28 protein-coding genes are annotated in these 26,849 nt (G+C 63.9%); 4 read left to right on the forward strand and 24 right to left on the reverse strand.

The window, feature by feature from the left end:
- Positions 1-189: 189 nt before the first annotated feature.
- The 3 genes from H7U20_RS04880 to H7U20_RS04890 all read right to left on the reverse strand — a co-directional run bounded on the left by H7U20_RS04880 (position 190) and on the right by H7U20_RS04890 (position 2,099).
- A complete protein-coding gene (locus tag H7U20_RS04880) occupies positions 190-996 on the reverse strand; it encodes a CPBP family intramembrane glutamic endopeptidase (protein WP_233410509.1) in 807 nt (268 codons plus the stop codon).
- A 65-nt stretch (positions 997-1,061) separates the two neighbouring features.
- Positions 1,062-1,535 carry a MarR family winged helix-turn-helix transcriptional regulator gene (locus H7U20_RS04885; RefSeq protein WP_199518491.1) on the reverse strand — a complete coding sequence of 158 codons (474 nt, stop codon included), beginning with the start codon at positions 1,533-1,535 and terminating at the stop codon, positions 1,062-1,064.
- An 81-nt stretch (positions 1,536-1,616) separates the two neighbouring features.
- Complete coding sequence (locus H7U20_RS04890; protein ID WP_233410510.1) at positions 1,617-2,099, reverse strand: MarR family winged helix-turn-helix transcriptional regulator; 483 nt, start codon at positions 2,097-2,099, stop codon at positions 1,617-1,619.
- A 95-nt stretch (positions 2,100-2,194) separates the two neighbouring features.
- Here H7U20_RS04890 and H7U20_RS04895 point away from each other — a divergent pair, with 95 nt between their 5' ends.
- The gene (locus tag H7U20_RS04895; protein ID WP_199518492.1) at positions 2,195-2,740 is read left to right on the forward strand and encodes a PaaI family thioesterase; all 546 of its coding nucleotides are present in this window, start codon (positions 2,195-2,197) and stop codon (positions 2,738-2,740) included.
- Positions 2,741-2,742: 2 nt separating this feature from the next.
- Here H7U20_RS04895 and H7U20_RS04900 read toward each other — a convergent pair whose 3' ends face one another.
- Both H7U20_RS04900 and H7U20_RS04905 read right to left on the reverse strand, forming a co-directional pair.
- Positions 2,743-3,477, reverse strand: a complete 735-nt coding sequence (locus H7U20_RS04900; RefSeq protein WP_199518493.1) for a DOPA 4,5-dioxygenase family protein — start codon at positions 3,475-3,477, stop codon at positions 2,743-2,745.
- A 34-nt stretch (positions 3,478-3,511) separates the two neighbouring features.
- A complete protein-coding gene (locus H7U20_RS04905) occupies positions 3,512-6,100 on the reverse strand; it encodes a TonB-dependent receptor plug domain-containing protein (protein ID WP_199518494.1) in 2,589 nt (862 codons plus the stop codon).
- A gap of 26 nt (positions 6,101-6,126) precedes the next feature.
- Here H7U20_RS04905 and H7U20_RS04910 point away from each other — a divergent pair, with 26 nt between their 5' ends.
- From H7U20_RS04910 to H7U20_RS04920, 3 genes are all read left to right on the forward strand, one after another.
- On the forward strand, positions 6,127-6,654 hold the full coding sequence (locus tag H7U20_RS04910; protein WP_199518495.1) for a BrnT family toxin: 528 nt from the start codon (positions 6,127-6,129) through the stop codon (positions 6,652-6,654).
- 206 nt (positions 6,655-6,860) lie between these two features.
- Positions 6,861-7,247 carry a hypothetical protein gene (locus tag H7U20_RS04915; protein ID WP_199518496.1) on the forward strand — a complete coding sequence of 129 codons (387 nt, stop codon included), beginning with the start codon at positions 6,861-6,863 and terminating at the stop codon, positions 7,245-7,247.
- A 123-nt stretch (positions 7,248-7,370) separates the two neighbouring features.
- Positions 7,371-7,880: a hypothetical protein gene (locus H7U20_RS04920; RefSeq protein WP_199518497.1), complete on the forward strand. Its 510-nt coding sequence runs from the start codon at positions 7,371-7,373 to the stop codon at positions 7,878-7,880.
- 50 nt (positions 7,881-7,930) lie between these two features.
- Here the strand turns inward: H7U20_RS04920 and H7U20_RS04925 are convergent, their stop codons facing one another.
- The 19 genes from H7U20_RS04925 to H7U20_RS05015 all read right to left on the reverse strand — a co-directional run bounded on the left by H7U20_RS04925 (position 7,931) and on the right by H7U20_RS05015 (position 26,847).
- Positions 7,931-9,040: a M35 family metallo-endopeptidase gene (locus H7U20_RS04925; RefSeq protein WP_199518498.1), complete on the reverse strand. Its 1,110-nt coding sequence runs from the start codon at positions 9,038-9,040 to the stop codon at positions 7,931-7,933.
- Between the two features lie 337 nt (positions 9,041-9,377).
- A complete protein-coding gene (gene ispF / locus H7U20_RS04930) occupies positions 9,378-9,881 on the reverse strand; it encodes a 2-C-methyl-D-erythritol 2,4-cyclodiphosphate synthase (RefSeq protein WP_199518499.1) in 504 nt (167 codons plus the stop codon).
- Between the two features lie 28 nt (positions 9,882-9,909).
- On the reverse strand, positions 9,910-10,749 hold the full coding sequence (gene ispD, locus H7U20_RS04935) for a 2-C-methyl-D-erythritol 4-phosphate cytidylyltransferase (protein WP_199518500.1): 840 nt from the start codon (positions 10,747-10,749) through the stop codon (positions 9,910-9,912).
- Between the two features lie 23 nt (positions 10,750-10,772).
- Positions 10,773-11,504: a hypothetical protein gene (locus H7U20_RS04940; protein ID WP_199518501.1), complete on the reverse strand. Its 732-nt coding sequence runs from the start codon at positions 11,502-11,504 to the stop codon at positions 10,773-10,775.
- Between the two features lie 123 nt (positions 11,505-11,627).
- Complete coding sequence (locus H7U20_RS04945) at positions 11,628-12,185, reverse strand: NUDIX domain-containing protein (protein WP_199518502.1); 558 nt, start codon at positions 12,183-12,185, stop codon at positions 11,628-11,630.
- A gap of 31 nt (positions 12,186-12,216) precedes the next feature.
- A complete protein-coding gene (locus H7U20_RS04950) occupies positions 12,217-12,549 on the reverse strand; it encodes a DUF2818 family protein (RefSeq protein ID WP_199518503.1) in 333 nt (110 codons plus the stop codon).
- Between the two features lies 1 nt (position 12,550).
- On the reverse strand, positions 12,551-14,035 hold the full coding sequence (nuoN, locus tag H7U20_RS04955; protein WP_199518504.1) for an NADH-quinone oxidoreductase subunit NuoN: 1,485 nt from the start codon (positions 14,033-14,035) through the stop codon (positions 12,551-12,553).
- A gap of 21 nt (positions 14,036-14,056) precedes the next feature.
- The gene (locus H7U20_RS04960) at positions 14,057-15,553 is read right to left on the reverse strand and encodes an NADH-quinone oxidoreductase subunit M (RefSeq protein WP_199518505.1); all 1,497 of its coding nucleotides are present in this window, start codon (positions 15,551-15,553) and stop codon (positions 14,057-14,059) included.
- A 31-nt stretch (positions 15,554-15,584) separates the two neighbouring features.
- On the reverse strand, positions 15,585-17,702 hold the full coding sequence (nuoL, locus tag H7U20_RS04965; RefSeq protein WP_199518506.1) for an NADH-quinone oxidoreductase subunit L: 2,118 nt from the start codon (positions 17,700-17,702) through the stop codon (positions 15,585-15,587).
- 35 nt (positions 17,703-17,737) lie between these two features.
- Positions 17,738-18,046: an NADH-quinone oxidoreductase subunit NuoK gene (gene nuoK, locus H7U20_RS04970; RefSeq protein WP_093389572.1), complete on the reverse strand. Its 309-nt coding sequence runs from the start codon at positions 18,044-18,046 to the stop codon at positions 17,738-17,740.
- Positions 18,043-18,696: an NADH-quinone oxidoreductase subunit J gene (locus H7U20_RS04975; RefSeq protein ID WP_199518507.1), complete on the reverse strand. Its 654-nt coding sequence runs from the start codon at positions 18,694-18,696 to the stop codon at positions 18,043-18,045. The genes nuoK and H7U20_RS04975 overlap by 4 nt, the downstream gene beginning before the upstream one ends.
- Before the next feature lie 71 nt (positions 18,697-18,767).
- Entirely contained in the window at positions 18,768-19,256 is a 489-nt protein-coding gene (nuoI, locus tag H7U20_RS04980) for an NADH-quinone oxidoreductase subunit NuoI (RefSeq protein WP_199518508.1), read from the reverse strand.
- An 11-nt stretch (positions 19,257-19,267) separates the two neighbouring features.
- Complete coding sequence (nuoH, locus tag H7U20_RS04985) at positions 19,268-20,353, reverse strand: NADH-quinone oxidoreductase subunit NuoH (protein WP_199518509.1); 1,086 nt, start codon at positions 20,351-20,353, stop codon at positions 19,268-19,270.
- On the reverse strand, positions 20,353-22,680 hold the full coding sequence (nuoG, locus tag H7U20_RS04990) for an NADH-quinone oxidoreductase subunit NuoG (protein ID WP_199518510.1): 2,328 nt from the start codon (positions 22,678-22,680) through the stop codon (positions 20,353-20,355). Before nuoG ends, nuoH begins: the two co-directional genes overlap by 1 nt.
- 22 nt (positions 22,681-22,702) lie before the next feature.
- Complete coding sequence (gene nuoF, locus H7U20_RS04995; protein WP_199518511.1) at positions 22,703-23,998, reverse strand: NADH-quinone oxidoreductase subunit NuoF; 1,296 nt, start codon at positions 23,996-23,998, stop codon at positions 22,703-22,705.
- Positions 23,995-24,486: an NADH-quinone oxidoreductase subunit NuoE gene (gene nuoE / locus H7U20_RS05000; protein WP_199518512.1), complete on the reverse strand. Its 492-nt coding sequence runs from the start codon at positions 24,484-24,486 to the stop codon at positions 23,995-23,997. Before nuoE ends, nuoF begins: the two co-directional genes overlap by 4 nt.
- A gap of 17 nt (positions 24,487-24,503) precedes the next feature.
- Positions 24,504-25,757: an NADH-quinone oxidoreductase subunit D gene (locus H7U20_RS05005; protein ID WP_199518513.1), complete on the reverse strand. Its 1,254-nt coding sequence runs from the start codon at positions 25,755-25,757 to the stop codon at positions 24,504-24,506.
- Positions 25,757-26,353 (reverse strand): NADH-quinone oxidoreductase subunit C, encoded by a 597-nt coding sequence (locus H7U20_RS05010; protein ID WP_199518514.1) that lies wholly within the window; start codon positions 26,351-26,353, stop codon positions 25,757-25,759. Before H7U20_RS05010 ends, H7U20_RS05005 begins: the two co-directional genes overlap by 1 nt.
- Positions 26,354-26,370: 17 nt before the next feature.
- A complete protein-coding gene (locus H7U20_RS05015; RefSeq protein WP_093389563.1) occupies positions 26,371-26,847 on the reverse strand; it encodes a NuoB/complex I 20 kDa subunit family protein in 477 nt (158 codons plus the stop codon).
- Positions 26,848-26,849: the final 2 nt, after the last annotated feature.

A 26,849-nucleotide genomic window follows, 5' to 3' on the forward strand; every position in this document is an offset into this window, starting at 1 on the left:
GGACGAGGTTTGGCTCAATCCGGAACGGGCTGAACCTGAATTAGTGAAGCTGGCTGCATGAAGTGACGCGACAACTTTGTTGACAACTACCGTTCCGGCTGCTGTGCGGCGCGGCAGTCCAACCCGCGCAGCGTGCCTTGGCGTCCACAGCAAATCATCAACGCGCCTTGAACTCCGCAGCAAATCATCTCACGTCTTTGCCACCACCCGGCCGGCAAAGGCCCGGCGCAGCCAGAACGCGGCGACGGCCGCAATCAGCAACAGGGAAATCAGCGAACCTTCCACACCGAACGCGCCGCCGGTCAACATGGCATTGCCCGTCAGCTCGCCGCGCAGCAGGCCGTCGGCACCAGCATGGCCCGACACGGTCGCCGAGAACACCTGACTGAGGCAGTAATTCCATGCGACGTGGGTGCCGATGCAGATCCACAGGCGGCGCGTCTTCATGTACAGCGCGGCCTGCAACACCCCGTAGGCGATGATCACGCCGACCGCCAGCAACGACACGCCCTCATTCGGCATATGGGCCAGGCCGAACACCAGCGCGGATATCACGATGGCGGCCTTGCTGCCCAAGGAACGTTCGGTGACACCGAACACCACGCCACGGAACATCATCTCCTCGGCCATGCCGACCAGCGCCAGCTCGGCCAGCGGCACCAGCAGCATGAGGTTCGGGGTGTTGACGCCTTCGAAGCGGTAGGCGCCCAGCGCCGCCAGCACGGCAAAGGTGAGCGCCACCAGCCCGGCGCCGAGCAGCAGGCCGATCCCCAGCTCACGCGCCATGCCCGACGTCGCCAGCTCGGTCGCTTGCCGTTTTTCGATCCGCCGCACATAGAAGCGGTAGCCGAACCACACCAGCACGGCGGCCAGCAACTGCGGCCACACGATGCGGTACGGCTTGTCCACCAGCTTGGAGGCGACGATCATCGTCAGCGGTACGGCGGCAAAGGTCAGCACAACGCCGAGCACAATGCGGACCAGCGGATGGGTCATCAAGCGCGATGCCAGAGTAGAATTGTTTCTTGCCATGCTCAGAGTATTTTCCATAATCGCTTTCCTCAGGGAGTTGGTGGTACTTGCTTGCTTGCGTCGCGGATACGCTCGCCGAAGGAGCGCTGCTCAAGGACGGCGATGGCCTGCGCCAGGCACGCCGACAAGGGGAATTCCATTTCCACATCCAGCCTGTCGGCCGCGCGCCGGGTCGCCTGCCAGCACGCCTGCAGGCGGGGCAGCATAGCTTCGCCCTGGGGGCTCAGGCGCACCACGCGCTGCCGGCCGTCATCGCCGCCGGCAAGCACCAGCAGCAGGCCTTCCTTCTTCATCAGCGCCACCGTTTGCGTCGCCGCAGGCTGCGTGATACCCGCCAGTTCGGCCAGTTGACCAATGGTCGCGCTTTGCTGCCGGGCCAGTATCTGCATCACCGGCGTGTAGCGCGGCCGATAATCCAGGCCCGCGTCCACATAGGCTTGCTGGACTGCGCCATCGAGCAGTTCGATCAGGTGTCGTAATTGGGTTCCGAGTCCTTGTTTCATGTGGCTATGTTAGCAGGATTTATATAAGCGCTTATATAAATATTTTATGTGATATTGTTTCGACAACCACAAACACAGCCCTCAGGGCGCTCCCGCCTCCAGCAACGGCGCCAACCGCGCCATCGACAGCTCGATTTGCCCGTGCAGCGCCTGCACCGCTTCCGCTCCCAGCGTTTGCTCCAGCTCGGCCTGCGCGCGACGCCAGGCGGCGCGCGCGGCGCGCACTTTGGCGCCGCCGGCCGCGCTGATGGTGACGATGCGTTGGCGCGGGTCGGTGCCCGGCTGCAAGGTCACCCAGCCCGCCGCCAACAAGGGCTTGAGGTTGCGGCTCAGCGTGGTCCGCTCGACGCCCAGCAAGGCCGCCAGGCGCGTCACCGGCAAGGCCTCGTGCTTCACGTACATCAGCAGCGAATACTGCGTGGTCTTCAAGCCGGCCACGGCCAGATGCTGATCGTAAAGCCGCGTCACCGTGCGCGTCAGTTTGCGCAGTTCGAAACAGGTGCAGCCGCGCCAGGCGGAAAAAGGGGAACCGGGGAAACCGGGGGAATTGTCTGGCTTGCTCATCAAAATAGGTGTAGATACACATGATTCATGAAATGCATTATAGTGTACCCACACCTATTTCCACACCATTAGATCAATCGAAGGGCACGACCACCATGGACGCAACATTGGATACACCGAAGGAAGCAAGCACGCTGGACACCTGGCATGCCGAGGCGGCGGCGATGCAGGCGCGCATGGGCGAGCCGGGTGTGGCCTCGCGCGAGCAATTGCGCGAGCGCAGCGGACTGGAGTTCCTCGGCGGCATAGGCAGCGGCGAACTGCCACCGCCGCCCATCGCCAAGCTGTTGGGCTTTTTGCCGATCAGCGTCGAACACGGCCGCGCCGTGTTCCAAGGCACGCCCGGCCAGGAACACTACAACCCCAGCGGCGCGGTGCACGGCGGTTACGCCGCCACCCTGCTCGACACGGCGGTCGGCTGCGCGATCCACACCACCCTACCCGCCGGCAAGGGCTACACCACGCTGGAATTGAAGGTCAACTACATCCGTGGCATGACCGACCAAACCGGCCCGGTGCGCGCCGAGGGCAAGGTCGTCAGCGTCGGCGGCCAGGTCGCCGTGGCCGAGGGCCGCATCACCGACGCCAACGGCAAACTGTACGCCTTCGCCACCACCACCTGCCTGATCTTCCCGATCTAAGCCTAGCTCTCCAGCTTCACCGAGGGCCGCGTGTTGATGAAGATTTGCTCGACCTTGGGCTCGTCCGGCCCCGGCTTCTTCATCGCGTAGGCGTTGACCGGCTGCGAGCGGTTGACCCACAGCGCGTAGTACAGGTGGTCGGCGCGCGGGTCCTCCGTGTTGGGGTGGATCAGGATGGTCAGGCCCAGGCTGTTCAGTTGCAGCCAGGGCACGATCACCGGCAGCAGATCGTTGTTGAAGCCGAAGTAGAACGACGGCGTCACGTGCGGCCCGCGCGGCTCCAGGTTCCAGTCGCCCAGCTCGATGCTGAAGCGCTCGGCGGCCCATTTGCGGATCTGCGCCGCCTTCTGGTAACTGTCCTCATCAAAATAGATGTGCGCGTGGTAGCTCTCAATATCGGTGTAGGCGCGCGGCTTGGCCGGCAACGCCTGCTCGCCGGGACGCACGCTGGCCGGGCGCGGCGTCGGCGCCTTGTCGGTGGCGTAGCCCCAGGGACTCTTGCCGACCGGCGCGGCGCGCGCCTTGCCGGCGCCCGCACCGACAGCGCCGCCCTGCCCCGCCGCAGCGGCCGCCGCGCCCGCTCCGGCTTGCTGGGCGGCGGCCGCACCGCTCCACGCCGTGGCCGCCAACGCGGCCACCACGCCGCCGCGCCTGAGTACGGCGCGCCGTGGCGGCGACAGCAAATTGGCCCATTCCTGGTCCAGCGCCTCGGCGCCGGTAACGTTTTCTTCAGACATAGTCATTCCCTCCATCATCAAAGTTGGGCGCGGCTCAGAACTGCACCGTGGCGCGCGCGTAGTAGTAGCCGCCCAGCACGCCGAGCGGGCCGGAGTTGTCGTAGGCGCCGCTGTATTGCGCCAGGTTGGCGGCGCTGCGCGCCTCGCGCGGCAGTTGCTGCGGCTTGCGGTTGAACAGGTTGTTGGCGCCCACCGTCAGGTTGATGCCGCGCGACACCTGGTAGCCGACGCTCGCATCAGTCACCCATTCGGCGCGCAGATGGTAGTCGCCGCCGGTGACGTTGTTGAGCCGCTTGAGCTTGCCGTAACGGGTCTGGCGCAGGTTCACGCTCCAGGCGCCGTTCTCGTAGGCCAGCGCGACGATCTCCTTGTCCGACGGCGCGCGGTACAGCAGGTCGTACTCGGCCGCCTTGTTCAGCGTGTCGATGTTCGGCAGGCCCTGCAGCGCGGCCGGCAGCGGCGCCGTGCGCAGCAGGCTGGTCTTGTTCAGATTCAAGGCGGCGTTCCAGCGCAGCTTGCCGCCGGCCACATTCAGCACATCCTCGGCGGTCAGGTCCAGGCCACGGGTGCGCGTGTCGCCGACGTTCTGGAAGTAGTGGGCGACCAGACCGTTGCCGACCGTCAGCCCGGCGCCGCGCAGCAGCGCCTCGACCGTGGCCGCCTGGGCCGCGCTGAGCGGCTGGCCGCTGCCGTCCAAGGCCTGGCCGGAACTACGGTCGATGCCGATGTCGGACGACACGCCGAGCCGGTCGTCGACGCGGATCTGGTAGGCGTCGACGGCCAGGCGCAAGGTCGGCGTCGGGTTGATGGTCAGGCCGGCCGTGTAGTTGCGCGACTGCTCGGGCTTGAGCGCCTGCGCGCCCAGCGCCCGCGCCGCCGCCGAGTTCGGTTGCGCCAGGGTGTAAGGCACGCCGGCGTGGTCCGAGGTGTTCGAGTACGACTGCGTCACCAGGCTGGGCGCGTGGAAGCCGTTGCTGACCGTGCCGCGCAGCGCATACACCGCATCCAGGTCGTAGCGCGCCGACAGGCGCCCGGCCACCTTGTTGCCGAAGTCGGAATACTTCTCCGCCCGCAACGCCGTATCCAGCAACAACTGCGGCAGCGGCTTGAGGCCGAGTCCGACATAGGCGGCGTAGTTGTGCCGCGCCGTGTCGGAAGCGTCGACCGGCAGATAGCCCGACAGCGACGACGAGCCGGCACCAAAGTAGGACGCCGGCTCGCCGGCGCTGCGCTGCTGCGCCTCATGCGAATACTCCAGCCCGAGGCTCAGGTCGAGCGGCGCGGCCAGGCCGTCCACCGCCAACTGGCGGCGCAGATCGGCGTTGGTGGTCAAACGGCTGTAGCGCTGGTTGCCGACATAGAAGTCGGTCGGCCCGCCCGGATACACCAGCGAGTAGTTGGCCGAATGCTCGACGCCGGCGTCGATGTCGTCGCGGCCGTAGGTGGCGCTCAGGTCCCACGACCAGGCGCCGCTCTCGCCCTTGATGCCGGCGGTCAAACCGAAGTCGTTTTCCTTGGTGGTCTCATACGGCGTGAAGCCGTCCGGGTAGAGCGCCAGCAATCCCTTGTTGTTATTGAAGATCGAATTGGGCAGACGGAAATTCTGCGCCGACTTGGCGTCGCGTTGGGCGAAGGTGCCGAAGCCGTACAGCTGCACCTGCTCGCCCAGGTCGTAGCCGGCGTTGGCGCTGAGCGCCACGGTGGTGCTTTGCGGCACGCCGGTGTTGCGCCAGGGATTGCTGTTGCGTCCCGCTTCGGCGCTGTTCGGCACGGCGCCCGCCGGCAGCGAATTGTTCGGCCCCAGCTTGACCGGCTGGCCGTCGCTGACGCGCACCGCCGGGTAGGACAGGTAGCCCGGATTGAGGGCGAAGTTGCGCACCGCGATGCCCTGCCGGTTGACCTCGGCGCCGACGTGGACGAAACCGCCCTCGCCGAGCCGGCGGCCGCCGTCCAGCCGCACATAGCCGTTGCTGCCGTCGCCCTCGTAGGTGCTGCCCAGCTGCGTGCTGGCGCTGGCGCTGTCGTCCGATTTCAAAATGATGTTGATGACGCCGGCGATGGCGTCCGAACCGTAGATGGCCGAGGCGCCGTCGCGCAGGATCTCGACGCGGGCGATGGCGCCGGTCGGGATCAGCGACAGGTCGCTGGCCACCGAGCCGGGGAAGCCGTCCTCGTTGACGATGGCCGTGGTGTGGCGGCGCTTGCCGTTGATCAGCACCAAGGTGTGCGAGGGATCGAGGTTGCGCAACTGGCCGGCGCGCACGATGCTGCCCAGGTCGGGCTGCACCCGGGCCGGCAGGTTGAACGACGGCAGCGCGGCGTCGAGCGCCTCCAGCAGATTGAGCTTGCCGGTGGCCAGCAACTGGCGCGCGCCGATCACGTCGACCGGCGCCGCGCTGTTGGCCACCGTGCGGCCGAGCGCACGCGCGCCGGTGACGATGACCGCCTCCGGCGCGGCGGCGGCCGTGCCGGCCAGCGGCGCCGACTGGGCCAGCGCGGCGGCCGGCATCAACGCCAACAACATCGCGGCCGAGCCGTGCAGCAGCGCCATCGCTTGCGCGATGCGGGTGGGTTGCGGGACGGCGCTGGCGCGACGGGACGAGGCTGGCTGCAGATACGGCATAAACGCGTTTCCTTTCAGGGGCTGGCATGGCGGTTGAGACGTCACCGGGCACCCATTGCGACAGCGCAACGATGCTCTTGGGTAACAAGAAACAGCCTAAGGCCCCCTGCGGAAAATCCGAACGAATTGTTTCGTTTTTACATATACGTTTTGGCAATACGCTTGCAAGTCACTATCGGCTTTGCGCAATTCGAACGGCACATCCGCTGAGTTCCGACAAAATCAGAGTTCCCCGCGCACGCTTGATCACCCTAACTAGGTCACCTACAATGAACTCGATAAGATTCACGTGGAGCGAGGCGAAACAAAAGCGCAATCTGAGCGACCATGGCCTCGATTTTGCCGACGTTGCACAAGTATTTTGCGGGTCAACCTTCACCTTCAAAGATGATCGTTTTCCCTATCCCGAGCAACGCTTCATCACACTCGGTTTTCTGGCAGATCTTGCCGTTTCAATCGCACATACGGAGACAGAAGATGAAATCCACCCCATTTCATTCAGAAAAGCCACCCGGCGGGAAATCGATATCCTCATCAAGCACATCCAAAACTGACTTCGCGCGTCTGAAAAAAATGGCGGATGAAGACATCAAACTCACTGCCGAACATCCAGAAGCGGACGCTAGCCACATCCTCGGTGGCCTCGTCCGGCACGGCGTATCCAAACGCTGATCGGCTTAATGGACGTGCAATGTTGCGTTAGAATAGGATTTCGCCGTCGGCCCTGTTCGCCGCCGGCCTTTCCTTGTACTGGCACCGCATGCAAAAAATCGACTTCCCCGCCCTGTCGCAACTGGCCGCCGCTTCGGCCACAGTGACGGCAAAATGCAGCTGCAGCACGGTCTCGCTGGCCGCTTGGCAGAAACTGCCGACCTCGCTGGAACTGGACCGCTTCGAAGAAATCGGCACGCTGGTCGACGATCCCTACGACGAGCCGACCTTCCTCGAATACCACCCGCGGGGCACCCGCTACGACAGCGAAGACGCCCCCATCGCGCCGCGCTACTACCCGTGCAACCGCAGCCAGGTGGCGTGCTGCCAGAATTGCGGCCGCCACTTCCTGCGCTACAACGAGGCCGGCGGCTACTTCACCGAATTGCGTATCCGCGCCCTGCGGCCGGAACTGCTGGTCGACGCCGCCTTGTAGCGCCCCCGGACCCCGTCAATCCAAGCCAAGCGGCGCCACGGCGCGCTCGGCGGCGGGTCGCAACGCTAGGAGAATCCGGCAAACCGTAGCACAATCAGCTCTCGGCTTAATCGGGAGGCAAACATGATAACTACACCACTCGCAGTCTGGACCGGCGCCGCGCTGCTGTTGTGCGCATCCACGCTGGTCCACGCCGCGCCGCCGCCCTCGTCCGGTGCGGTCGGCGAACAGTTGAAGGTGAACAGCCGCGACGGCACGGTGCTGGTGCAGATCACCTTGCAGAACCGCAGTGCCCATCCGGTGTACGTGCAAAAGTCCTTGGCCAGCGCCACCGAACTGACCGGCCGCCTGTTCGACATCGTCGACACCGCCAGCGGCAAGTCGATCCCCTACATCGGCATGATGATCAAGCGCGGCCCGCTGACCGCCAAGGACTACCTGACACTGCCGCCGCACAGCAGCCACAGCCATACCATCGACATCACCCACAGCTACGCCTTCGCCGCCGGCCCCCACCACTACCGCCTGAGCCACGCCGGCGACTACCTGAGCGACCTGGCGGCGCTCGAGGCCGCCAGCCCGATCCCCCCGGCCAGCGCCGAGTTCAGCCACACCGCCCCGCCGCAAGAATAAAAAAAGCCGGCTGGGCGAACCCGGCCGGCTTTCCTTTCCGCCTCAATCGCTTACGGCAGCGACGGCGTGTTTTCGCCGAAGTACTCGTGCGAATCGGCGTTGTCGATCGCCTTGGTCGGATTGCTGGTCGCCAGGCTGGCGGCGGCGGACTGGCCGTAGGCCCAGTCGTCGGTGCCGGCGACGACGGTGAAGTGGCTCATCTCATGCACCAGCGTGCCGCCCTTGGAGTCGGTGCCGCTGATCGGTGCCGGCCAGAAAGCGTTGCAGACATAGATCTTGTACGGCTGGTTCGGGTAGACATAGGCGTAGGCGCTGTCGGTGCAGCCGCAGTCGACCACCACCGCCTTGTTGGCGAAGGCGTCCTTGATGGCGGTGAAGTGCGTCTTGACGGTGGCGTAGCGGCTGGCGTTGTTGGCGCCGAACCACTTGGTGTAGCGCGTGCCGACGGTGCCGGCGTTCAGATAGCTGCTGCCGTTGGCGACCATCGACTTGGCGGCGGCCACGGCCGAGGTGATCTGGCTCTGCCGCGAAGCGCTGCAGTTGGCGAAGCTCAGGCTGCCGGCCAATTGCTCGCGCATGGCTTCAAGCAGCGGCGAGGCTTGCGGCTCGGCGCCGCGCGGCAGCACGCCTTCCACCCACAGCCGGGTCGGCTCGGAGGTGATCTCGCCGATCTCGCTGCCCGCTGCCACTTCGGCGTCGAGCGCGACACGGCCCTCGACGGCGCCGGCCTCGTTGAACAGGTTGAGCGAGGCGGTGTGGTAACGCACCGAATAGTCGCCGCTGACGCTGAAGTCGTACAGCGCGCTCAACTCGACGCGCTGGCTCAGCGAGGCGCCGGGCAGCAACTCGCTGAACTCGCCGATACGCGGATTGCGGCGTTTGAAGTGCTTGCCCAAATAGGCGACCTTGACGCCATCGCGGCTGATGTCGAACAGCGACTCGGTGATGTCGGCCGAGGGCAACTGGTATTTCAGAATGTACTGCGGCTTGGACGAGGTATTGGTGATGGTGACATTGACGACCACGTCGTCGCTGGAACCAAGGCTACTCTTTTCCGGCGTGATGGTCGCCGTCACGCCGTTCGATGCCGCTTGCGCGCCAAAGCAGGCCGCGATGGCCACGACCGAAACGCCAAGCTTCAACATTTGCTGCACATTCATACTCGCCTCCGTGAAAGTGGTGGGTGTCACACCGTCACCGCGCTGCCCCAACTGTCCCGACCTGCCGCGCCGTGCGATACGACTTTGGATAGATGGGCGGGATGTACAAAAATATTATTTGCACAACTTACGCCCATAACTGATGGTTATCCAGGCATGCAAATATGTAAAGAAAATACCTTGGCGGGCAAAAATTATTTATACGAATTGTTAACATTTCCCCACAAAATAATTTCCAATTAAACCATGGAACTTGCAGGAGATAAGTCAGGCGATCCGCCCCGTGCCGGCCCGCGCCGGTGGGCCGGGTTGGCGCCCGCCGGGCGGAGGCGGCGGTTTACTGGCGCAGCAGCAAGCTTACTGCCTCTGCGGCAATACCCTCTTCGCGCCCCAGATAACCGAGCTTCTCGTTGGTCTTGGCCTTGATGTTGACCTGGCCGACGGCCACGCCCAAATCCTCGGCGACGTTGGCGCACATGGCGGCGATGTGCGGCGCCATCTTCGGCCGCTGCGCGATGATGGTGGCGTCGACGTTGCCGACCACGTAGCCGGTGGCGCGCACGCGGCGCGCCGCCTCGCGCAGCAGGGTGCGCGAATCGGCGCCCTTGAACTGCGGGTCGGTGTCCGGGAAGTGCTTGCCGATGTCGCCCAGCGCGGCGGCGCCGAGGATGGCGTCGGTGATGGCGTGCAGCAGCACGTCGGCGTCGGAATGGCCCAGCAGGCCGAGGTGGTGCGGGATGGTCACGCCGCCGATAATCAGCTTGCGGCCCTCGACCAGCGCGTGGCAGTCGTAGCCCTGGCCGATGCGAAACGGTAATACGGGGAGTGCGGAAGTCGTCATGGGTTCACCTTGGGTTCGATTACGTGGGTCATTGCGGCTCGGCCAGATACATCTCGGCGATGCGGATGTCGGCCGGCAGCGTCACCTTCAGGTTGCGCGGATGGCCCTCGACCAGGCGCGGCGACAGGCCCAGCGCCTCGACGGCGCTGGCGTCGTCGGTGATGGCGCTGGCGTCGGTGGCGGCGCCCAGGGCGCGCGCCAGCAGCGCGTAGCTGAACATCTGCGGCGTCTGCGCCAGCCACAGGCCGTCGCGCGGCACCGTCGCCACCTTGGCCGGCCCGGGCCCGGGCCCAGATCCAGATCCAGATCCAGATCCAACTGCTGCCCCTGGTCCAGCCTCGGCCGCCGTGCTGCGCTTGACCGTGTCGACCACCGGCAGCGCCAGCAGGCCGCCGGCCGGGTGCCCGGCCACGCCGGCGATCAGCTTGGCGATCAGCGCCGGCGTCAGGCCGGGCCGGGCGGCGTCGTGCACCAGCATCATGTCGCCCTCGCCGACCGCGCCTTGCAGCGCGCGCAGCGCGTTCAGCACCGAATCCATCCGCGTGGCGCCGCCGCAGCGCAGCACCGTCACGCCGGCCGGCGGCAAGACGGCGTCGATCTGGCCGTCGTCCGGGCTGACCACCACATAAGTGTGGGCGATCAGCGGGCTGGCCAGGAAGGCGTCGAGGGCGTGGCGCAGCATCGGTTTGCCGCCCACGCTCAGGTACTGTTTGGGGCCGTCGGCCGCCATGCGCGCGCCGACGCCGGCCGCCGGGATCAACGCGAAGTAGCGCGGCGCGGATGCGCTAGATATGCTGGCTGTGCTGGCTGTGCTGGCTGTGCCGGGTGTGCTGGCTGTGCCGGCCACGGCTGGTGTTTCTGCTGTCATGCGCTTCTCAATCGGATGGTCAATTAGTTGATGCGCCGCCCGCGCAGCAGCATGTTCTGGACTTCGCCGTTGCATACCTTGCTCAAGCGGTCGTATTCTTCCGGCGTGTCGATCTGCGCCTGCTGCGCCTCGACCTTCTGCATCTCGGCCTTGATGAAGGGCAGCCAGCCGCTGTCGATCTCGTGCTCCAGCGCCGACAGCGCGGTGCCCGTCGGCGCGTACAGCGGCTTGGCTTCGAAGCGCTTGGCCAGCGCCTCGCGCACCACCAGCTCCACCTTGGGCAGATGGCCCATATAGGCCTGCAGGTGGCGCAGCTCGTGGTTCAGCACCTCCTGGTAGATGCAGGTGCCCGGTTCGAACTCCTTGCCGACGAAGATCACCACCGGCACGTAGTACAGGCTCACCTTGATCTGCGGCGCGATGCATTCGTAGCCGCTGACCGGGTCCTGCAACACCGGTCCGGTCAGGCCGACCTTCACCTTCGACTCGGTGCGCGTGATACCCAGCACCACGCTGTTGCCATGGCCGCCGCCCTTCATCACCGTCAGCGAACGGTAGGACAGGTGGTTGTCGATGGTGTAGCCGTTCTGCTGCGCCGACAGGACCGAGACCGTCTTGCTGATCGAGTCCTCGCAGCGGATCTGGAACGGCGTGCGCGCGCCCGCAGCACCCGCTGCGCCCGCTACGCCCGCAGCACCCGCCGCCGCGCCGGCCGGCGCCGCGCCGACACCAGCGCTGGCGGCCAGGGTCAGCATCAGAGCTAACGTCGGACCCAAGGCCGATGCCGGCGACCGGGCCAGCCAAACGGCAGGCGTGGCGGCGCCCGTCCGCGCCTGGGCGGAGTACGGCGCAGCCTGTGCCGGCCGAATGCGCATGGATTAGTCCAGTTTCCAGGCTCCCGACCGGAGCTTGTCCAGCCAGAAAATGCCGATGACGGTTTTGACGTCGGTGATTTTTCCCTCGCGCACCCATTGCAGCAGCTCGTCGATGGTGGCGGTGAAGGTTTCCAGGAACTCGCCCTCGTCCAACTTCGCCTTGCCGGCGGTCAGGCCGCGCGCCAGGTACAGATCGAGGTGCTCGTCCGAGTAGGCGATGGCGTTGTGGATGGTGCTGACAAACTGCCAGTCGGTGGCCGAGTAGCCGGTCTCCTCCTCCAGCTCGCGCTTGGCGCAGGCCAGCGGCTCCTCGCCCAGGTCGATTTTACCGGCCGGGAATTCGATGAAGACTTGATGCAGGGGGTAGCGGAATTGGCGTTCCATCAGCACCGTGCCGTCGTCGAGCAGCGGCAGGATGACGACGGCGCCCGGATGCAGGACATATTCGCGGGCGGTGTGTTTGCCGTCTGGCAGCGCGATGGTGTCGCGCTGCACTTTGAGGAAGTGGCCGTTGTAGACCAGTTCACCGTCGATGCGGGTTTCTTTCAGATGCTTGTCCATGCACACTCCGTTGGGGAAGAACGATAGTGTATCAGCCGTGATGCTTGCGCAGGTAGCGGACAACAAATCCGGGGAAAGCCAGGACGATGAACAGGCAGCCGGTGATGGCGTAGAACTCCCAGGTCTGCGGGAAGGCGTTGCCGATGCGCGCTTCGAGCACGAAGCCGGCCGCGCCGACGAGCAGATACAGCACGATCATCTCCAGCAGGCGGACCAAGAGCGGCTTGCGCCGCCCCGCCACGCGCCGGTCGCCGCTGGCCGATTTGAACGGCACGAGGGCGAACAGGCGGTCATTGACGAACGGCAGGTTGGCGGCCGCCATGGCAAGCGCGATCACCAACCAGCTAGACGATGAAGCCTCCATCTCAGGAGTTCAGGGTCTTGCGCATCGCGTCCAGGCAGATGCTGAGCAGCGAGCCTGGCAGCATGCCCATCACCACCACGCCGATGGCGTTCAGGCTCAGGACGATGCTCATGTCGGTGTTGACGACGATCGGCGAATTGTCGGTCGGCTCGTCGAACCACATCATCTTGACCACGCGCAGGTAGTAGAACGCGCCGATCAGCGAGAACATCACCGCGACGATGGTCAGCCAGATCTGGCCGGTGCCCAGCACCGCGTTCAGCACGGAGAACTTGGCGGCGAAGCCCATCATCGGCGGCACGCCGGCCAGCGAGAACATCAGGATCGACATGACCACGGCGAACCATGGCGAACGCTTGCTCAGGCCCTTGAAGTCGGCCAGCTCTTCCGCCTCGAAACCGGCGCGGGCCAGCAGCATGATGACGCCGAAGCTGCCCAGCGTGGTCATGACGTAGGTGATGGCGTAGTACATGGCGGCGCTGTAGGCGCCGGCGGCACCGCTCGAATTGGTGCCGACCACGCCGGCCAGCAGGCCAAGCAGGACGAAGCCCATTTGCGCGATGGTCGAATAGGCCAGCATACGCTTGATGTTGGTCTGCGCGATGGCGGTCAGGTTACCCACCGCCAGCGACATCACGGCCAGCACCATCAGCATCTGTTGCCAGTCGATTGCCAGCGGCAGCAGACCTTCCACCAGCAGGCGGATGCAGATGGCGAAGGTGGCCAGCTTGGGCGCGCCGCCCAGCAGCAGGGTCACGGCGGTCGGCGAACCTTGATAGACGTCCGGCACCCACATGTGGAACGGCACGGCGCCCAGTTTGAAGGCCAGGCCGGCGACCAGGAAGACGATGCCGAACACCAGGATGGTCGGTTTGACGGTGCCGCTGGCGGCGGCCTTGGCGACCAGGGTCAGGTCCAGCGTGCCGGTGGCGCCGTACAACATCGAGATGCCGTACAACAGGAAACCGGAAGCCATCGCGCCCAGGATGAAGTACTTCATCGCCGCCTCGGTGGCCTTGACGTCGTCGCGACGCAGGGCGACCAGCGCGTACAACGCCAGCGACATCAGTTCCACGCCCAGGTAGACGGTGAGGAAGTTGTTGGCCGAGATCATCACCATCTGGCCCAGCATGGAGAACAGGGCCAGCACGTAGAACTCGCCGCCCAGGTTGTTCGACAGCATGCCACGGTCGGTGGCGTAGGTGCGCGAATAGACCAGCGTCATGGCCACGGCCAGGTAGGTGAACAGCTTGAGCAGGTTCGACATCGGGTCCGAGATGAACATGTTCGAGAACGTGTACACCGTGGTGCCGGCGTTGAAATCGGCCAGGCTGAACCAGGCGCAACCGGCCAGGGTCAGCAACGACAGTACGTACGTGATCGAACGCTTGCCCTCGGACAGGAACATATCGATCAGCAGGATCGCCGAAGCGGCGACCAGCAGAAAGATTTCTGCGTAGAGCGGGATCATGTTGGTGGTATTCATGTATGCGTTTCCGTTTTCTTCTTAAGGCAGCTTGGTCTGGGCGACGTGCTTGAGCAGGTCGGCGACCGAGGTTTGCATCGTGTCGGTGAACGGCGCTGGGTACAGACCCATGGCCAGCACGGCGACCGCCAGAATGCCCAACATCAGGAATTCGCGTGCGTTGATGTCCTTCAGTTCAGCCACATGGTGGTTGGCGACCTTGCCGAAGATGACGCGCTTGGCCATCCACAGCGAGTAGGCGGCGCCGAAGATCAGCGCGGTGGCGGCCAGCATGCCGATCCAGAAGTTGAACTGGACGGCGCCGAGGATCACCATGAACTCGCCGACGAAGCCGGAGGTCGCTGGCAGGCCGCAGTTGGCCATCGAGAAGAAGATGAACAGGGCGGCGAACTTCGGCATCTTGTTGACGACTCCGCCGTAATCGGCGATTTGACGCGAGTGGGCCTGGTCGTACAGCACGCCGATGCACAGGAACATGGCGCCGGAGATGAAGCCGTGCGAGATCATTTGCACGATACCGCCCTGCACCGCGATGTCGTTGAAGACGAAGAAGCCCAGCGTGACGAAGCCCATGTGGGCGATCGACGAGTAAGCCACCAGTTTTTTCATGTCCTTCTGTACCAGCGCGACCAGGCCGATGTAGATCACGGCGATCAGCGACAGGGCGATGATGAAGTTGGCCAGGTAGTGCGAGGCGTCAGGCGTGATCGGCAGCGAGAAACGCAGGAAGCCGTAAGCGCCCAGTTTCAGCATGATGGCGGCCAGCACGGCCGAACCACCGGTGGGCGCCTCGACGTGGACGTCGGGCAGCCAGGTGTGCACCGGGAACATCGGCACCTTGACGGCGAAGGCCATCAGGAAGGCCAGGAAGATGAAGATCTGCTCTTTCATCGTCAGCTTGAAGGCGTGCCATGCCAGGATGTCGAAGGTGCCCGAGACGTTGTACAGGTAGACCAGGGCGATCAGGGTCAGCAGCGAGCCGAAGAAGGTGTAGAGGAAGAACTTGAACGAGGCGTACACGCGGTTCTCGCCGCCCCACACGCCGATGATGATGAACATCGGGATCAGGGTCGCTTCGAAGAAGAAGTAGAACAGCAGGCCGTCCATGGCGGCGAACACGCCGATCATCAGACCGGACAGCACCAGGAAGGCGCCCATGTACTGCGCCACGCGCTTCTGGATCACCTGCCAGGCCGAGATCACCACGATGACGGTGATGAAGGCGGTCAGCGGAATGAACCACAGCGACAGGCCGTCGATGGCCAGCGAGTAGAAGATGTTGAAGCGGCCGATCCACGGCGTCTTCTCGACGAACTGCATGCCGTGGGCGGCGTTGTCGAAGTTGGTGATCAGCGGGATCGTGGTCAGGAAGCTGACCACGGCGCCGATCAGCGAGCCGACGCGGACCAGGCCGGCGTTGCTGTCCCGGCCCAGGGCCAGGACCAGGAGCCCGAACAGGACCGGAACCCAGATCGCCAGGCTCAGGTAGGGAGGAAGGGAAGAAATTGACTGCATCATGGTTATCGTTATCTCTTTGCGTGTCAGCTAATTAGGCGTGCCAAAACGGCAGGAAGTAGACCAGGAACCCCAGAATGCCGAGGATCATGACGAACGCGTAGTGGTAGATATAGCCGGTCTGCGCGAGACGCGTCAGTGCCGAGAACCACGCCACTACCTTGGCGCTGCCGTTGACCAACAGACCGTCGATCAGGGTCTTGTCGCCGACATTCCACAGGCCGTTGCCCAGGGCGCGCGCGCCGCCGGCAAACACCACCTCGTTGAACTTGTCCATGTAGTACTTGTTGTCGAGCAGCGTATGGACGGCGCGGAACTTGGCGTAGAACCAGGCCGGCACGCGTTGGTTGATCATGTAGCAGTAGTAGGCCGAAGCGACACCGGCGAAGGCCAGGCCCAGCGGCAGCGAGGTCAGCGAATGCAGCGCCATCGCCAGCGGACCGTGGAACTCCTCGGCCAGCTTTTCCACCGCCTGGTGGTGTTCGCTGACGAAGATCACGCCGTCGAAGAATTTGCCGAACAGCATAGGACCGATGGTCAGGTAACCGATCACCACCGACGGGATGGCCAGCATCACCAGCGGGAACCAGACGACGAACGGCGACTCGTGCGGCTTCTGGCCCGGGGCCAGGCCGTGGTGCTCTTCCTCGTGGTCGTCGTGGCCATGGTCGTCGTGAGCGTGGGCGTCGTGGCCGTGCGCATCCTTGGCGGCATGGGCGTCCTTGGCCGGCGCGTGGTGCGCGTCGTGGGCATCGTGGGCGTGGGCCTTGCCGAAGCGCTCTTCACCGTGGAACACCAGGAAGTACATGCGGAACGAGTAGAAGGCGGTGACGAACACACCGGCCAGCACGGCGAAGTTGGCGAAGCCGGCGCCCCAGATGTGGGTTTCGGCGACCGCTTCGATGATGCTGTCCTTCGAGTAGAAACCGGAGAAGAACGGCGTGCCGATCAACGCCAGGGAACCCAGCAGCGAGGTGATCCAGGTGATCGGCATGTACTTGCGCAGGCCGCCCATGTTGCGGATGTCCTGGTCGTGGTGCATGCCGATGATGACCGAGCCGGCGCCAAGGAACAGCAGCGCTTTGAAGAAGGCGTGGGTCATCAGGTGGAACACGGCGATCGAGTAGGCCGACGAGCCCAGCGCGACGGTCATGTAACCGAGTTGCGACAGGGTCGAGTAGGCGACGACGCGCTTGATGTCGTTCTGGATGATGCCGAGGAAGCCCATGAACAGCGCGGTGATCGAACCGATCACCAGCACGAAGGACAACGCGGTGTCGGACAGTTCGAACAGCGGCGACATGCGGGTGACCATGAAGATGCCGGCCGTGACCATGGTCGCGGCGTGGATCAGCGCGGAGATCGGGGTCGGACCTTCCATCGAGTCGGGCAGCCAGACGTGCAGCGGGAACTGGGCCGACTTGCCCATCGCGCCGATGAACAGGCAGATGCAGGCGACGGTCAGCAGCATCCAGTCGGTGCCCGGCAGGGTCAGCGTGGCCAGTTGCTCGCGCTTGGCGAACACTTCCTGGTAGTCCATGGTGCCGGCGTAGGCCAGCAGCAGGCCGATGCCGAGGATGAAGCCGAAGTCGCCGACGCGGTTGACCAGGAAGGCCTTCATGTTGGCGACGATCGCCGTCGGCCGGGTGTACCAGAAGCCGATCAGCAGATACGAGACCAGACCCACCGCTTCCCAGCCGAAGAACAGCTGCAGGAAGTTGTTGGCCATGACCAGCATCAGCATCGAGAAGGTGAACAGCGAGATGTAGGCGAAGAAGCGGTTGTAGCCGTCGTCGTCCTTCATGTAGCCGATGGTGTAGATGTGCACCATCAGCGAGACGAAGGTGACCACGCACATCATCATCGCCGACAGGGCGTCGATCTGGAAGCCGACCGACATCTTGAGGGTGCCGACCGTCATCCAGGTGTACAGGGTGTCGTTGTAGCGGGCGCCGTCGAGCACATCCATCAGCGTCAGCGCCGACAGGATGAACGCGACCAGCACGCCGAGGATCGTCGCGGTGTGCGACGTCTTGCGGCCGACCAGGTTGCCGAAGAATTGAGTACCTAACAAGCCCGCAATCGCAGCGCCGAGCAACGGCGCCAGAGGTACGGCAAGTAGGAGGTTAGGGTTGAGAGTTTGCCCCGCCATGATGAACCTTAATCGTTATTATTCGAGGTTGAAACTTAGCCTTTGAGGCTGTCCAGGTCTTCCACATTGATGGTGTCCAGATTACGGAACATCACCACCAAGATCGCGAGGCCGATCGCCGATTCGGCGGCGGCCACGGTCAGGATGAAGAAGACAAAGATCTGCCCGGCCGCGTCGCCCAGGTAATGCGAGAACGCGATGAAATTCATGTTCACCGCCAGCAGCATCAATTCGATGGCCATCAGCAGAACGATGATGTTCTTGCGGTTCAGGAAAATACCGACGATCGCGATCGCGAACAGGATCGCGCCGAGAACCAGGTAGTGAGCGAGCGATAAAGTCATGGTGCCTCCTTGTTTGCCGCGTCCGCGGCGGCCGCGGCGGCCAGGCCGGCGGCGTTGCGGGTCGATACCGCGTCGATCTTGACGATGCGCAGGCGGTCGTTGCGCTTGACCCGGACCGCGTCGGCCGGATCGAAATGCTTGGTGTCCTTGCGCTTGCGCAGCGTCAGCGCGACGGCGGCGATGATCGCCACCAGCAGCACGGCGGCGGCGATTTCAAACGCATACACGTATTGGGTGTAGATCAGCATGCCCAGTTCCTTGGTGCCGCCGATGTTGCCGGCCGCCGGGGCCTGCTGGTCGTAGGAGAGGAAACCGCGCCACAGCACGGCGGCCATTTCCAGCACGATGACCACGCCGACGAAGCTGGCGATCGGCAGATAGCCCCAGAAACCTTCGCGCATCTTGTCGACGTTGATGTCCAACATCATGACGACGAACAGGAACAGCACCATGACGGCGCCGACATACACCAGGACCAGCACGATGGCCAGGAACTCGGCCTTCAGCAGCATCCAGATTCCGGCCGCCGAGAAGAACGCCAGCACCAGGAACAGCGCGGCGTGGATCGGATTGCGGGCCGTGATAACGCGGGTCGCGGCCAACAGCATGATGGCGGCGAATGCGTAGAACAAAGCAGTTTTAAATTCCATAACAAACCCAAGAGACGTACAGATTAACGATCGTCGCCGCCGCAAACTTCGCGGCGGCGCCAGAGTGGCGATCAGCGGTAGGGAGCGTCCGCCGCGCGGTTGGCGGCGATTTCGTTTTCATAACGGTCGCCCACTGCCAGCAGCATCTCTTTGGTGTAGTACAGATCGCCGCGTTTCTCGCCGTGGTATTCCAGCACGTGGGTTTCGACGATCGAATCGACCGGGCAGGATTCCTCGCAGAAGCCGCAGAAGATGCACTTGGTCAGATCGATGTCATAACGGGTGGTGCGGCGCGAGCCGTCGTCGCGCTGCTCCGATTCGATGGTGATGGCCATCGCCGGGCAGACCGCCTCGCACAGTTTGCAGGCGATGCAGCGCTCTTCCCCGTTGGGGTAGCGGCGCAGCGCGTGCAGGCCACGGAAGCGCGGCGACTGCGGCGTTTTCTCTTCCGGGTATTGCACCGTGATTTTGCGCGAAAACATGTACTTGCCCGTCAGCGCCATCCCTTTGATCAATTCGGTCAGCATGAAGCTGCCGAAGAAGTCTTTAATTCGTTCCATGATTGCTTCCCTTACTTCCAAATATTCCAGGATGTTTGCATCCAGCCGGCGACGATGACCAGGTACACCAGGGTCAGCGGAATAAACACTTTCCAGCCCAGACGCATGATCTGGTCATAGCGGTAGCGCGGGAAGGTGCCGCGCACCCAGACGAACAGGGAAACGATCAGGAAGGTCTTGGCGAACAGCCAGAAGAAGCCGCCGAAACCACCCCAGAACTCGAGGAACTTGAACGGTGCCGACCAGCCACCGAGGAACATGATCGAACCGAGCGCGCCGACCAGGATCATGTTGGCGTATTCGGCCAGCATGAACATGGCGTAGGCCATGCCCGAGTACTCGACCATGTGGCCGGCGACGATCTCGGACTCGCCCTCGACCACGTCGAAGGGGTGGCGGTTGGCCTCGGCCAGGCCGGAGGTCAGGTAGACGACGAACAGCGGCAGCAGCGGCAGCCAGTTCCACGACAGGAAGTTGGCGCCATGCTCGACGAAGAAGCCCTTCTGTTGACCGGCGACGATGTCGATGAAGTTCAACGAACCGGACACCATCAGCACCACGACCAGCACGAAGCCCATCGGGATCTCGTAGGAGATCATCTGCGCCGAGGCGCGCATCGCGCCCATGAAGGAGTACTTCGAGTTGGAGGCCCAGCCGGCGATGATGATGCCGTAGACTTCCATCGAGGTGATCGCCAGCAGCAGCAGCAGGCCGGCGTTGACGTTGGCCAGCACGGCTTCGGGGCCGAACGGCACCACCACCCAGGCGGCCAGCGCCGGCATGATGGTCATCACCGGACCGAGCACGAACAGGCCCGGGCTGGCCTTGGCCGGCATGATGATCTCTTTGAACAAGAGCTTGAGCGCGTCGGCGATCGGTTGCAGCAGACCCATCGGGCCGACCCGGTTCGGGCCGACGCGGATCTGGATCCAGCCGATCAGCTTGCGTTCCCACAAGGTGGCGTAGGCGACCAGACCCATCAGCGGCAACAGCACGCAGAGGATCTTGATCATGGTCCAGACCAGCGGCCAGATCGGCGCCAGGAAACTGGTGGCGCCGGCGTTATTGATAACGGTGACGAATTCAGGCAGAGCCATTATTTACCCTCTCCTGCTTTTTCAACGTTGATGGAACCGAACATCGCGCCCAGCGCGGCGGTCGAAGCGTGGGCGGCGGCAACGCGGACCGCGTTGGCCGGCAGCTTGGCGTCGATCGCGGCGACCAGGACGGCGCTGCCGCTGCCCTGGCTGACCTTGACCTTGTCGCCGGCGACCACGCCGAGTTGCTGCGCCAGTTGGCTCGACAGCTGCGCTTGCGGCGCGGCCGCGTCGGCGGTCTTCTGCAACGATTCGGCACGGCGCACCACGGCGTCGGCGAAGTAGATCGGCACGTCGGTGACGCGCTCCAGGCCGGCGGCGGCGACGCGCGCGGCGGCCACCGGGGCGGCCTTGGCGGCGTTGCTCAGGCGGGCCGACAGGTCGACCACGCCGGCGCCCAGCACCTCGTCACGCACCGCTTCCGAGGTGTCGTAGTCGAAGCCGTCGAGGCCGAGGATGTTGCCCAGCACGCGCAGCACTTTCCACGCCGGACGGGTTTCCAGCAGCGGACGCACGGTGCCGTTGAAGCTCTGCGCGCGGCCTTCGCAGTTGACGAAGGTGCCCGAGGTTTCGCTGAACGGCGCGACCGGCAGCAGCACGTCGGCGTAGGCCATGCCGTGCTTGAAGGCGGACATGACGACGACCATCTCGGCCTTGTCCAGCGCGGCCATGGCTTGTTGCGGGTTGGCGGCGTCCAGTTCGGCTTCCACGTTGAGCAGCACGTAGGCTTGCTTGGGCGTGCTGAAGGCCGCTGCCGTGGCGCCGTTGGCCTTGGCCAGGTAGGCGCCGACGGTGTTGGCCGCCTCGGTCAGGTAGCCCAGCTTGGCGCCGGTGTGTTCGGCGATCCATTGTGCGGCGGCGTGCAGCGCGGCGGCTTGCGGGTGTTGCGTCGCCGCGTTGCCCAGCAGGACGGCCTTGTTGTCGCCCGACAGCAGGCTGGCGGCGATGGCGTTGGCGGCGTCCGAGGCGGTGATCGCCTCGAAACCGGCCGGCGCGGCGACTTCCTTCGCCTTGGCGACGGCCACCACCACTTCGGACAAGGCGGCCAGCCAGTCGGACGGCGCGGCGATCATCTTGTTGGCGACGGTCATCAGCAGGTCGTCGTCGGCGGCGTGCAGGATCGACAGCTTGGCGCCGCCCTTGATCGCGCTGCGCAGGCGGGTCGCCAGCAATGGATGGTCCTTGCGCAGGAAGGAGCCGATGACGAAGGCGCGGTTCAGCTGACCGAAGTCGTTGATCGACATGCCCAGCCATGGCGTGACGCCGGCTTCCAGCGAGAAATCGCTGTGGCGCAGACGCGTGTCGACGCTGTTCGAACCGAGGCCGCGCACCAGCTTTTGCAGCAGGTGCAGCTCTTCCAGGGTCGAGTGCGGCGTCGCCAGCGCGGCGATGCCTTCGGCGCCGTGTTCGTGCTTGATGTTCTTCAGGCCGTGCGCGACGTATTCCAGCGCGGTCTGCCAATCGACTTCCTTCCACTCGCCGCCCTGCTTGAGCATCGGCTGGGTCAGACGGTCGGCGCTTTCCAGGCCTTCGTAGGAGAACCGGTCTTTGTCCGAGATCCAGCATTCGTTGACGTCGTCGTTTTCCAGCGGCAGCACGCGCTTGACCTTGCCGCCCTTGACCTGAACGATCAGGTTGGCGCCCAGGCCGTCGTGCGGGCTGACCGATTTGCGGCGCGACAGTTCCCACGAACGGGCGCTGTAGCGGAACGGCTTGGAGGTCAGCGCGCCGACCGGGCACAGGTCGATCATGTTGCCGGACATTTCGGAGTTGACCGTCTGGCCAACGAAGGAAACGATCTCGGAATGTTCGCCACGGCCGATCATGCCCAGCTCCATCACGCCGGCCACTTCCTGGCCGAAACGCACGCAGCGGGTGCACTGGATGCAGCGCGCCATCTCTTGCATCGAGACCAGCGGACCGGCTTCCTTCGGTTTGACAACGCGTTTTTCTTCCTCGTAACGGGAAGCGCTGTTGCCGTAACCGACGGCCAGATCCTGCAACTGGCATTCGCCGCCCTGATCGCAGATCGGGCAGTCGAGCGGGTGGTTAATGAGGAGGAATTCCATCACGCCACGTTGCGCCTGCACCGCCTTGTCGGAGGCGGAGCGCACGATCATGCCGGCGCTGACCGGGGTCGCGCAAGCGGGCAAAGGCTTGGGCGCCTTCTCCACTTCGACCAGGCACATGCGGCAGTTCGCTGCGATCGACAATTTCTTGTGATAGCAGAAGTGCGGGATATAGGTTCCCAATTTATTGGCGGCGTCCATCACCATGCTACCAGCAGGGACTTCGACTTTTTTGCCGTCTATTTCGATTTCAACCATGGTGATCGTTACCTGACGCAGCTTAGATGTAAGCGGGCACTAAGCAGTGCTTGTGCTCGACATGATATTCAAATTCTTCACGGAACTGCTTGATGAAGGCCCGGACCGGCATCGCCGCCGCATCGCCCAGCGCGCAAATGGTGCGGCCCTGGATGTTGTCGGCGATCGAGTTCAACATGTCCAGATCCGACGCGCGGCCCTGGCCTTGCTCGATGCGATGGACCATGCGGTACATCCAACCCGTGCCTTCGCGGCACGGGGTGCACTGGCCGCACGATTCCTCGAAGTAGAAGTAGGACAGGCGTTCGAGCGCCTTGACCATGCAACGCGTTTCGTCCATCACGATGACGGCGCCCGAACCGAGCATCGAACCGGCCTTGGCGATCGAGTCGTAGTCGAGGTCGGTGTCCATCATGATTTCGCCGCGTATCACCGGAGCGGACGAGCCGCCGGGGATCACCGCCTTGATCTTTTTGCCGCCGCGCATGCCACCGGCCAGTTCCAACAGCTTGGCGAACGGGGTGCCCAGCGGCACCTCGTAGTTGCCCGGCAGTTCGACGTCGCCGGAGATCGAGAAGATCTTCGAGCCGCCGTTGTTCGGCTTGCCCATCGCCAGGTATTTCTCCGGGCCGATGTTGAGGATGAACGGCACGGCGGCGAAGGTTTCCGTGTTGTTGATGGTGGTCGGCTTGCCGTACAGGCCGAACGAGGCGGGGAAAGGCGGCTTGAAGCGCGGCTGACCCTTTTTGCCTTCGAGCGACTCCAGCAGCGCGGTTTCCTCGCCGCAGATATAGGCGCCGTAGCCGTGGTGGGCGTGCAGCTGGAAGCTGAACTCGCTACCCATGATCTTGTCGCCCAGGAAGCCGGCGGCGCGCGCCTCTTCCAGCGCTTCCTCGAAGCGCAGGTATTCCTGGAAGATCTCGCCGTGGATGTAGTTGTAACCCACCGTGATGCCCATCGCGTAGGCGCCGATGGCCATGCCTTCGATCAGCGCGTGCGGGTTGTAGCGGATGATGTCGCGGTCCTTGAACGTGCCCGGTTCGCCTTCATCCGTATTGCAGACGAGGTATTTCTGGCCGGGGAACTGACGCGGCATGAAGCTCCACTTCAGGCCGGTCGGAAAACCGGCGCCGCCACGGCCGCGCAGGGACGAGGCTTTCAGATCGGCGATGATCTGTTCCGGCGTGATCTTTTCTTCCAGGATGCGGCGCAGCGCGCTGTAGCCGCCACGGTTGACGTAATCCTGCAGATGCCAGTTCTTGCCGTCCAAATCCTTCAGGATCAGCGGATCGATGTGTCGATTGTGGAGTGACGTCATTTTACGGTTTTCCCACTAAGTTCCTCGACCAGGGTGTCGATCTTGTCGTTGGACATGAAGCTACACATGCGGTGGTTATTCACCAGCATCACCGGTGCGTCGCCGCAGGCGCCCATGCACTCGCCTTCCATCAGCGTGAAGGCGCCGTCGTCGGTGGTGCCACGGTAGTCGATGCCCAGTTTGGCCTTCAGGTGCTGCGCCGCGCGCTCGCCGCCCGACAGGGCGCAAGGCAGGTTGGTGCACACGGTGATCTTGTGCTTGCCGACCGGCTTGGTGTTGTACATATTGTAGAAAGTCGCCACTTCCTGCACGGCGATGGCCGGCATGCGGATGTAGTCGGCCAGTTCCTGCATGGTTTCGGCCGAGACCCAACCCAGTTCTTCCTGGGCGTGGGCCAGCGCGGCCATCACGGCCGACTGCCGCTGGTCGGCCGGATACTTGGCCAACTCGCGGTCGATTTTTTTATAGCACTGCTCTGATAACAACATATTTATGCCTCTAGGACTTATCTGTCGATTTCGCCGAAGACGATATCTTGTGTACCAATAATCGTGACCGCGTCGGCAATCATGTGGCCGCGCGCCATTTCGTCGAGCGCTTGCAAGTGGGCATAGCCCGGTGCGCGGATCTTCATGCGGTAGGGCTTGTTGGCGCCGTCCGACAGGAGATAGATGCCGAACTCGCCTTTCGGGTGTTCGACCGCGCTGTAAGCCTCGCCCGGCGGCACGTGGAAGCCCTCGGTGAACAGCTTGAAGTGGTGGATCAACGATTCCATGTTGGTCTTCATGTCGACGCGGCCCGGTGGCGCCACCTTGCGGTTGTCGGTCATGACCGGCCCCGGATTGTTGCGCAGCCACTCGACGCATTGCTTGATGATCTTGTTCGACTGGCGCATCTCTTCGATGCGCACCAGGTAGCGGTCGTAGCAATCGCCGTTGGTGCCGACCGGAATGTCGAAGTCGAGCAGGTCGTAGACCTCGTAGGGCTGGTGCTTGCGCAGATCCCATTCGATGCCCGAACCGCGCAGCATGGCGCCGGTGAAGCCCATCGCCAGCGCGTCTTCCGGCGCGACCACGCCGATGCCGACGGTGCGCTGTTTCCAGATACGGTTGTCGGTCAGCAGCGTTTCGTATTCGTCGACATAGGTCGGGAAACGGTTGCTGAAGTCTTCGATGAAGTCGAGCAGCGAGCCCTGGCGGTTCTCGTTCAGGCCGGCGATCGCCTTGGCGCTGCGGATGATCGACGGCTTGTGCTGCGGCATCGCGTCCGGCAGGTCGCGGTAGACGCCGCCCGGACGGTAGTAGGCGGCGTGCATGCGCGCGCCGGACACCGCTTCGTAGCAGTCCATCAGGTCTTCGCGGTCGCGGAAGGCGTACAGGAAAGGCCCCATGGCGCCGACGTCGAGCGCGTGCGCGCCCAGCCACAGCAGGTGGTTCAGCAGACGGGTGATCTCGTCGAACATGACGCGGATGTATTGCGCGCGCAGCGGCACTTCCAGGTTCAGCAGCTTCTCGATGGCCATCACGTAGGCGTGCTCGTTGCACATCATCGAGACGTAATCGAGCCGGTCCATGTAGGGCACCGACTGCAGATAGGTCTTCTGCTCGGCCAGCTTCTCGGTGCCGCGGTGCAGCAGGCCGATGTGCGGATCGGCGCGCTGGATGACTTCGCCGTCGAGCTCCAGCACCAGGCGCAACACGCCGTGGGCGGCCGGGTGCTGCGGACCAAAGTTCAGGGTGTAGTTTTTAATTTCGGCCATTATTTCGTCCCGTAATTTTCTTCGCGTATCACGCGCGGCACGTTTTCACGCGGCTCGATCGTCACAGGCTGGTAGATCACGCGCTTCTGCTCGGGGTCGTAACGCATTTCGACATAGCCAGACACCGGGAAGTCCTTGCGGAACGGGTGGCCGATGAAGCCGTAGTCGGTGAGGATGCGGCGCAGGTCGTTGTGGCCGTCGAACAGGATGCCCATCACGTCGAACGCTTCGCGCTCGTACCAGTTGGCGGTGCGCCACAGGCTGATCAGCGACGGCAGCAGCGGCATGGCGTCGTCGGCGGCGAAGACGCGCACGCGCACGCGCCAGTTGTGCTTGACCGACAGCAGATGCACCACGACGGCGAAACGCAGGCCGTCCCAGACGCCGTCGCCGCCGAATTCGAGGTAGTCGACGCCGGCCAGGTCGATCAGCTGATCGAACCCGAGGCTGGCGTCGTCGCGCAGCGTCTGCATGACGCCGTAATAGTCGGCGGCCTTGACCACCAGCGTGATTTCGCCCAGCGCGACGGTGGTGCTGACGCGCTCGCCCAGGGCCGTGGCCAGGGCGTTTTGCAGGACTTCTAAGTGTGTTGTCATATTCTGAAGCGATCCGGTTAGCGGGCGATCGTGTTCGTACGCTTGATCTTGTTCTGCAGCTGCATGATGCCGTACAGCAGCGCCTCAGCCGTCGGCGGGCAGCCCGGCACATAGACGTCGACCGGCACGATGCGGTCGCAACCGCGCACCACGGAATAGGAGTAGTGGTAGTAGCCGCCGCCGTTGGCGCAGGAACCCATCGAGATGACCCAACGTGGTTCCGGCATCTGGTCGTAGACCTTGCGCAGCGCGGGGGCCATCTTGTTGCACAGCGTGCCGGCCACGATCATCACGTCGGACTGACGCGGCGACGGGCGGAACACCACACCAAAACGGTCCATATCATAGCGGGCGGCGCCCACATGCATCATTTCGACCGCACAGCAGGCCAGACCGAACGTCATCGGGAACATCGACCCGGTGCGCGCCCAGTTGATCAGCTTGTCGGCCGAGGTGGTGATGAAACCTTCGTTTAATACGCCTTCAATAGACATGG

The organism is Rugamonas violacea (genome assembly GCF_016461825.1).
GTDB lineage: Bacteria > Pseudomonadota > Gammaproteobacteria > Burkholderiales > Burkholderiaceae_D > Rugamonas.

Coding starts and splice junctions, on each gene's coding strand:
- H7U20_RS04895 (WP_199518492.1), top strand. CDS start 2,195: ATGGACGCAACATTGGATACACCGAAGGAAGCAAGCACGCTGGACACC.
- H7U20_RS04960 (WP_199518505.1), bottom strand. CDS start 15,553: ATGATGCAGTCAATTTCTTCCCTTCCTCCCTACCTGAGCCTGGCGATC.
- H7U20_RS04885 (WP_199518491.1), bottom strand. CDS start 1,535: ATGAAACAAGGACTCGGAACCCAATTACGACACCTGATCGAACTGCTC.
- H7U20_RS05005 (WP_199518513.1), bottom strand. CDS start 25,757: ATGGCCGAAATTAAAAACTACACCCTGAACTTTGGTCCGCAGCACCCG.
- H7U20_RS04900 (WP_199518493.1), bottom strand. CDS start 3,477: ATGTCTGAAGAAAACGTTACCGGCGCCGAGGCGCTGGACCAGGAATGG.
- nuoH (WP_199518509.1), bottom strand. CDS start 20,353: ATGGCTCTGCCTGAATTCGTCACCGTTATCAATAACGCCGGCGCCACC.
- ispD (WP_199518500.1), bottom strand. CDS start 10,749: ATGACAGCAGAAACACCAGCCGTGGCCGGCACAGCCAGCACACCCGGC.
- H7U20_RS04925 (WP_199518498.1), bottom strand. CDS start 9,040: ATGAATGTGCAGCAAATGTTGAAGCTTGGCGTTTCGGTCGTGGCCATC.
- H7U20_RS04920 (WP_199518497.1), top strand. CDS start 7,371: ATGATAACTACACCACTCGCAGTCTGGACCGGCGCCGCGCTGCTGTTG.
- nuoN (WP_199518504.1), bottom strand. CDS start 14,035: ATGAATACCACCAACATGATCCCGCTCTACGCAGAAATCTTTCTGCTG.
- H7U20_RS04890 (WP_233410510.1), bottom strand. CDS start 2,099: ATGAGCAAGCCAGACAATTCCCCCGGTTTCCCCGGTTCCCCTTTTTCC.
- nuoL (WP_199518506.1), bottom strand. CDS start 17,702: ATGGCGGGGCAAACTCTCAACCCTAACCTCCTACTTGCCGTACCTCTG.
- nuoE (WP_199518512.1), bottom strand. CDS start 24,486: ATGTTGTTATCAGAGCAGTGCTATAAAAAAATCGACCGCGAGTTGGCC.
- H7U20_RS04910 (WP_199518495.1), top strand. CDS start 6,127: ATGGCGGTTGAGACGTCACCGGGCACCCATTGCGACAGCGCAACGATG.
- nuoG (WP_199518510.1), bottom strand. CDS start 22,680: ATGGTTGAAATCGAAATAGACGGCAAAAAAGTCGAAGTCCCTGCTGGT.
- nuoI (WP_199518508.1), bottom strand. CDS start 19,256: ATGGAACGAATTAAAGACTTCTTCGGCAGCTTCATGCTGACCGAATTG.
- H7U20_RS04950 (WP_199518503.1), bottom strand. CDS start 12,549: ATGGAGGCTTCATCGTCTAGCTGGTTGGTGATCGCGCTTGCCATGGCG.
- ispF (WP_199518499.1), bottom strand. CDS start 9,881: ATGACGACTTCCGCACTCCCCGTATTACCGTTTCGCATCGGCCAGGGC.
- H7U20_RS04915 (WP_199518496.1), top strand. CDS start 6,861: ATGCAAAAAATCGACTTCCCCGCCCTGTCGCAACTGGCCGCCGCTTCG.
- nuoF (WP_199518511.1), bottom strand. CDS start 23,998: ATGACGTCACTCCACAATCGACACATCGATCCGCTGATCCTGAAGGAT.
- H7U20_RS04940 (WP_199518501.1), bottom strand. CDS start 11,504: ATGCTGACCCTGGCCGCCAGCGCTGGTGTCGGCGCGGCGCCGGCCGGC.
- H7U20_RS05015 (WP_093389563.1), bottom strand. CDS start 26,847: ATGTCTATTGAAGGCGTATTAAACGAAGGTTTCATCACCACCTCGGCC.
- H7U20_RS04905 (WP_199518494.1), bottom strand. CDS start 6,100: ATGCCGTATCTGCAGCCAGCCTCGTCCCGTCGCGCCAGCGCCGTCCCG.
- nuoK (WP_093389572.1), bottom strand. CDS start 18,046: ATGACTTTATCGCTCGCTCACTACCTGGTTCTCGGCGCGATCCTGTTC.
- H7U20_RS04945 (WP_199518502.1), bottom strand. CDS start 12,185: ATGGACAAGCATCTGAAAGAAACCCGCATCGACGGTGAACTGGTCTAC.
- H7U20_RS04975 (WP_199518507.1), bottom strand. CDS start 18,696: ATGGAATTTAAAACTGCTTTGTTCTACGCATTCGCCGCCATCATGCTG.
- H7U20_RS05010 (WP_199518514.1), bottom strand. CDS start 26,353: ATGACAACACACTTAGAAGTCCTGCAAAACGCCCTGGCCACGGCCCTG.
- H7U20_RS04880 (WP_233410509.1), bottom strand. CDS start 996: ATGACCCATCCGCTGGTCCGCATTGTGCTCGGCGTTGTGCTGACCTTT.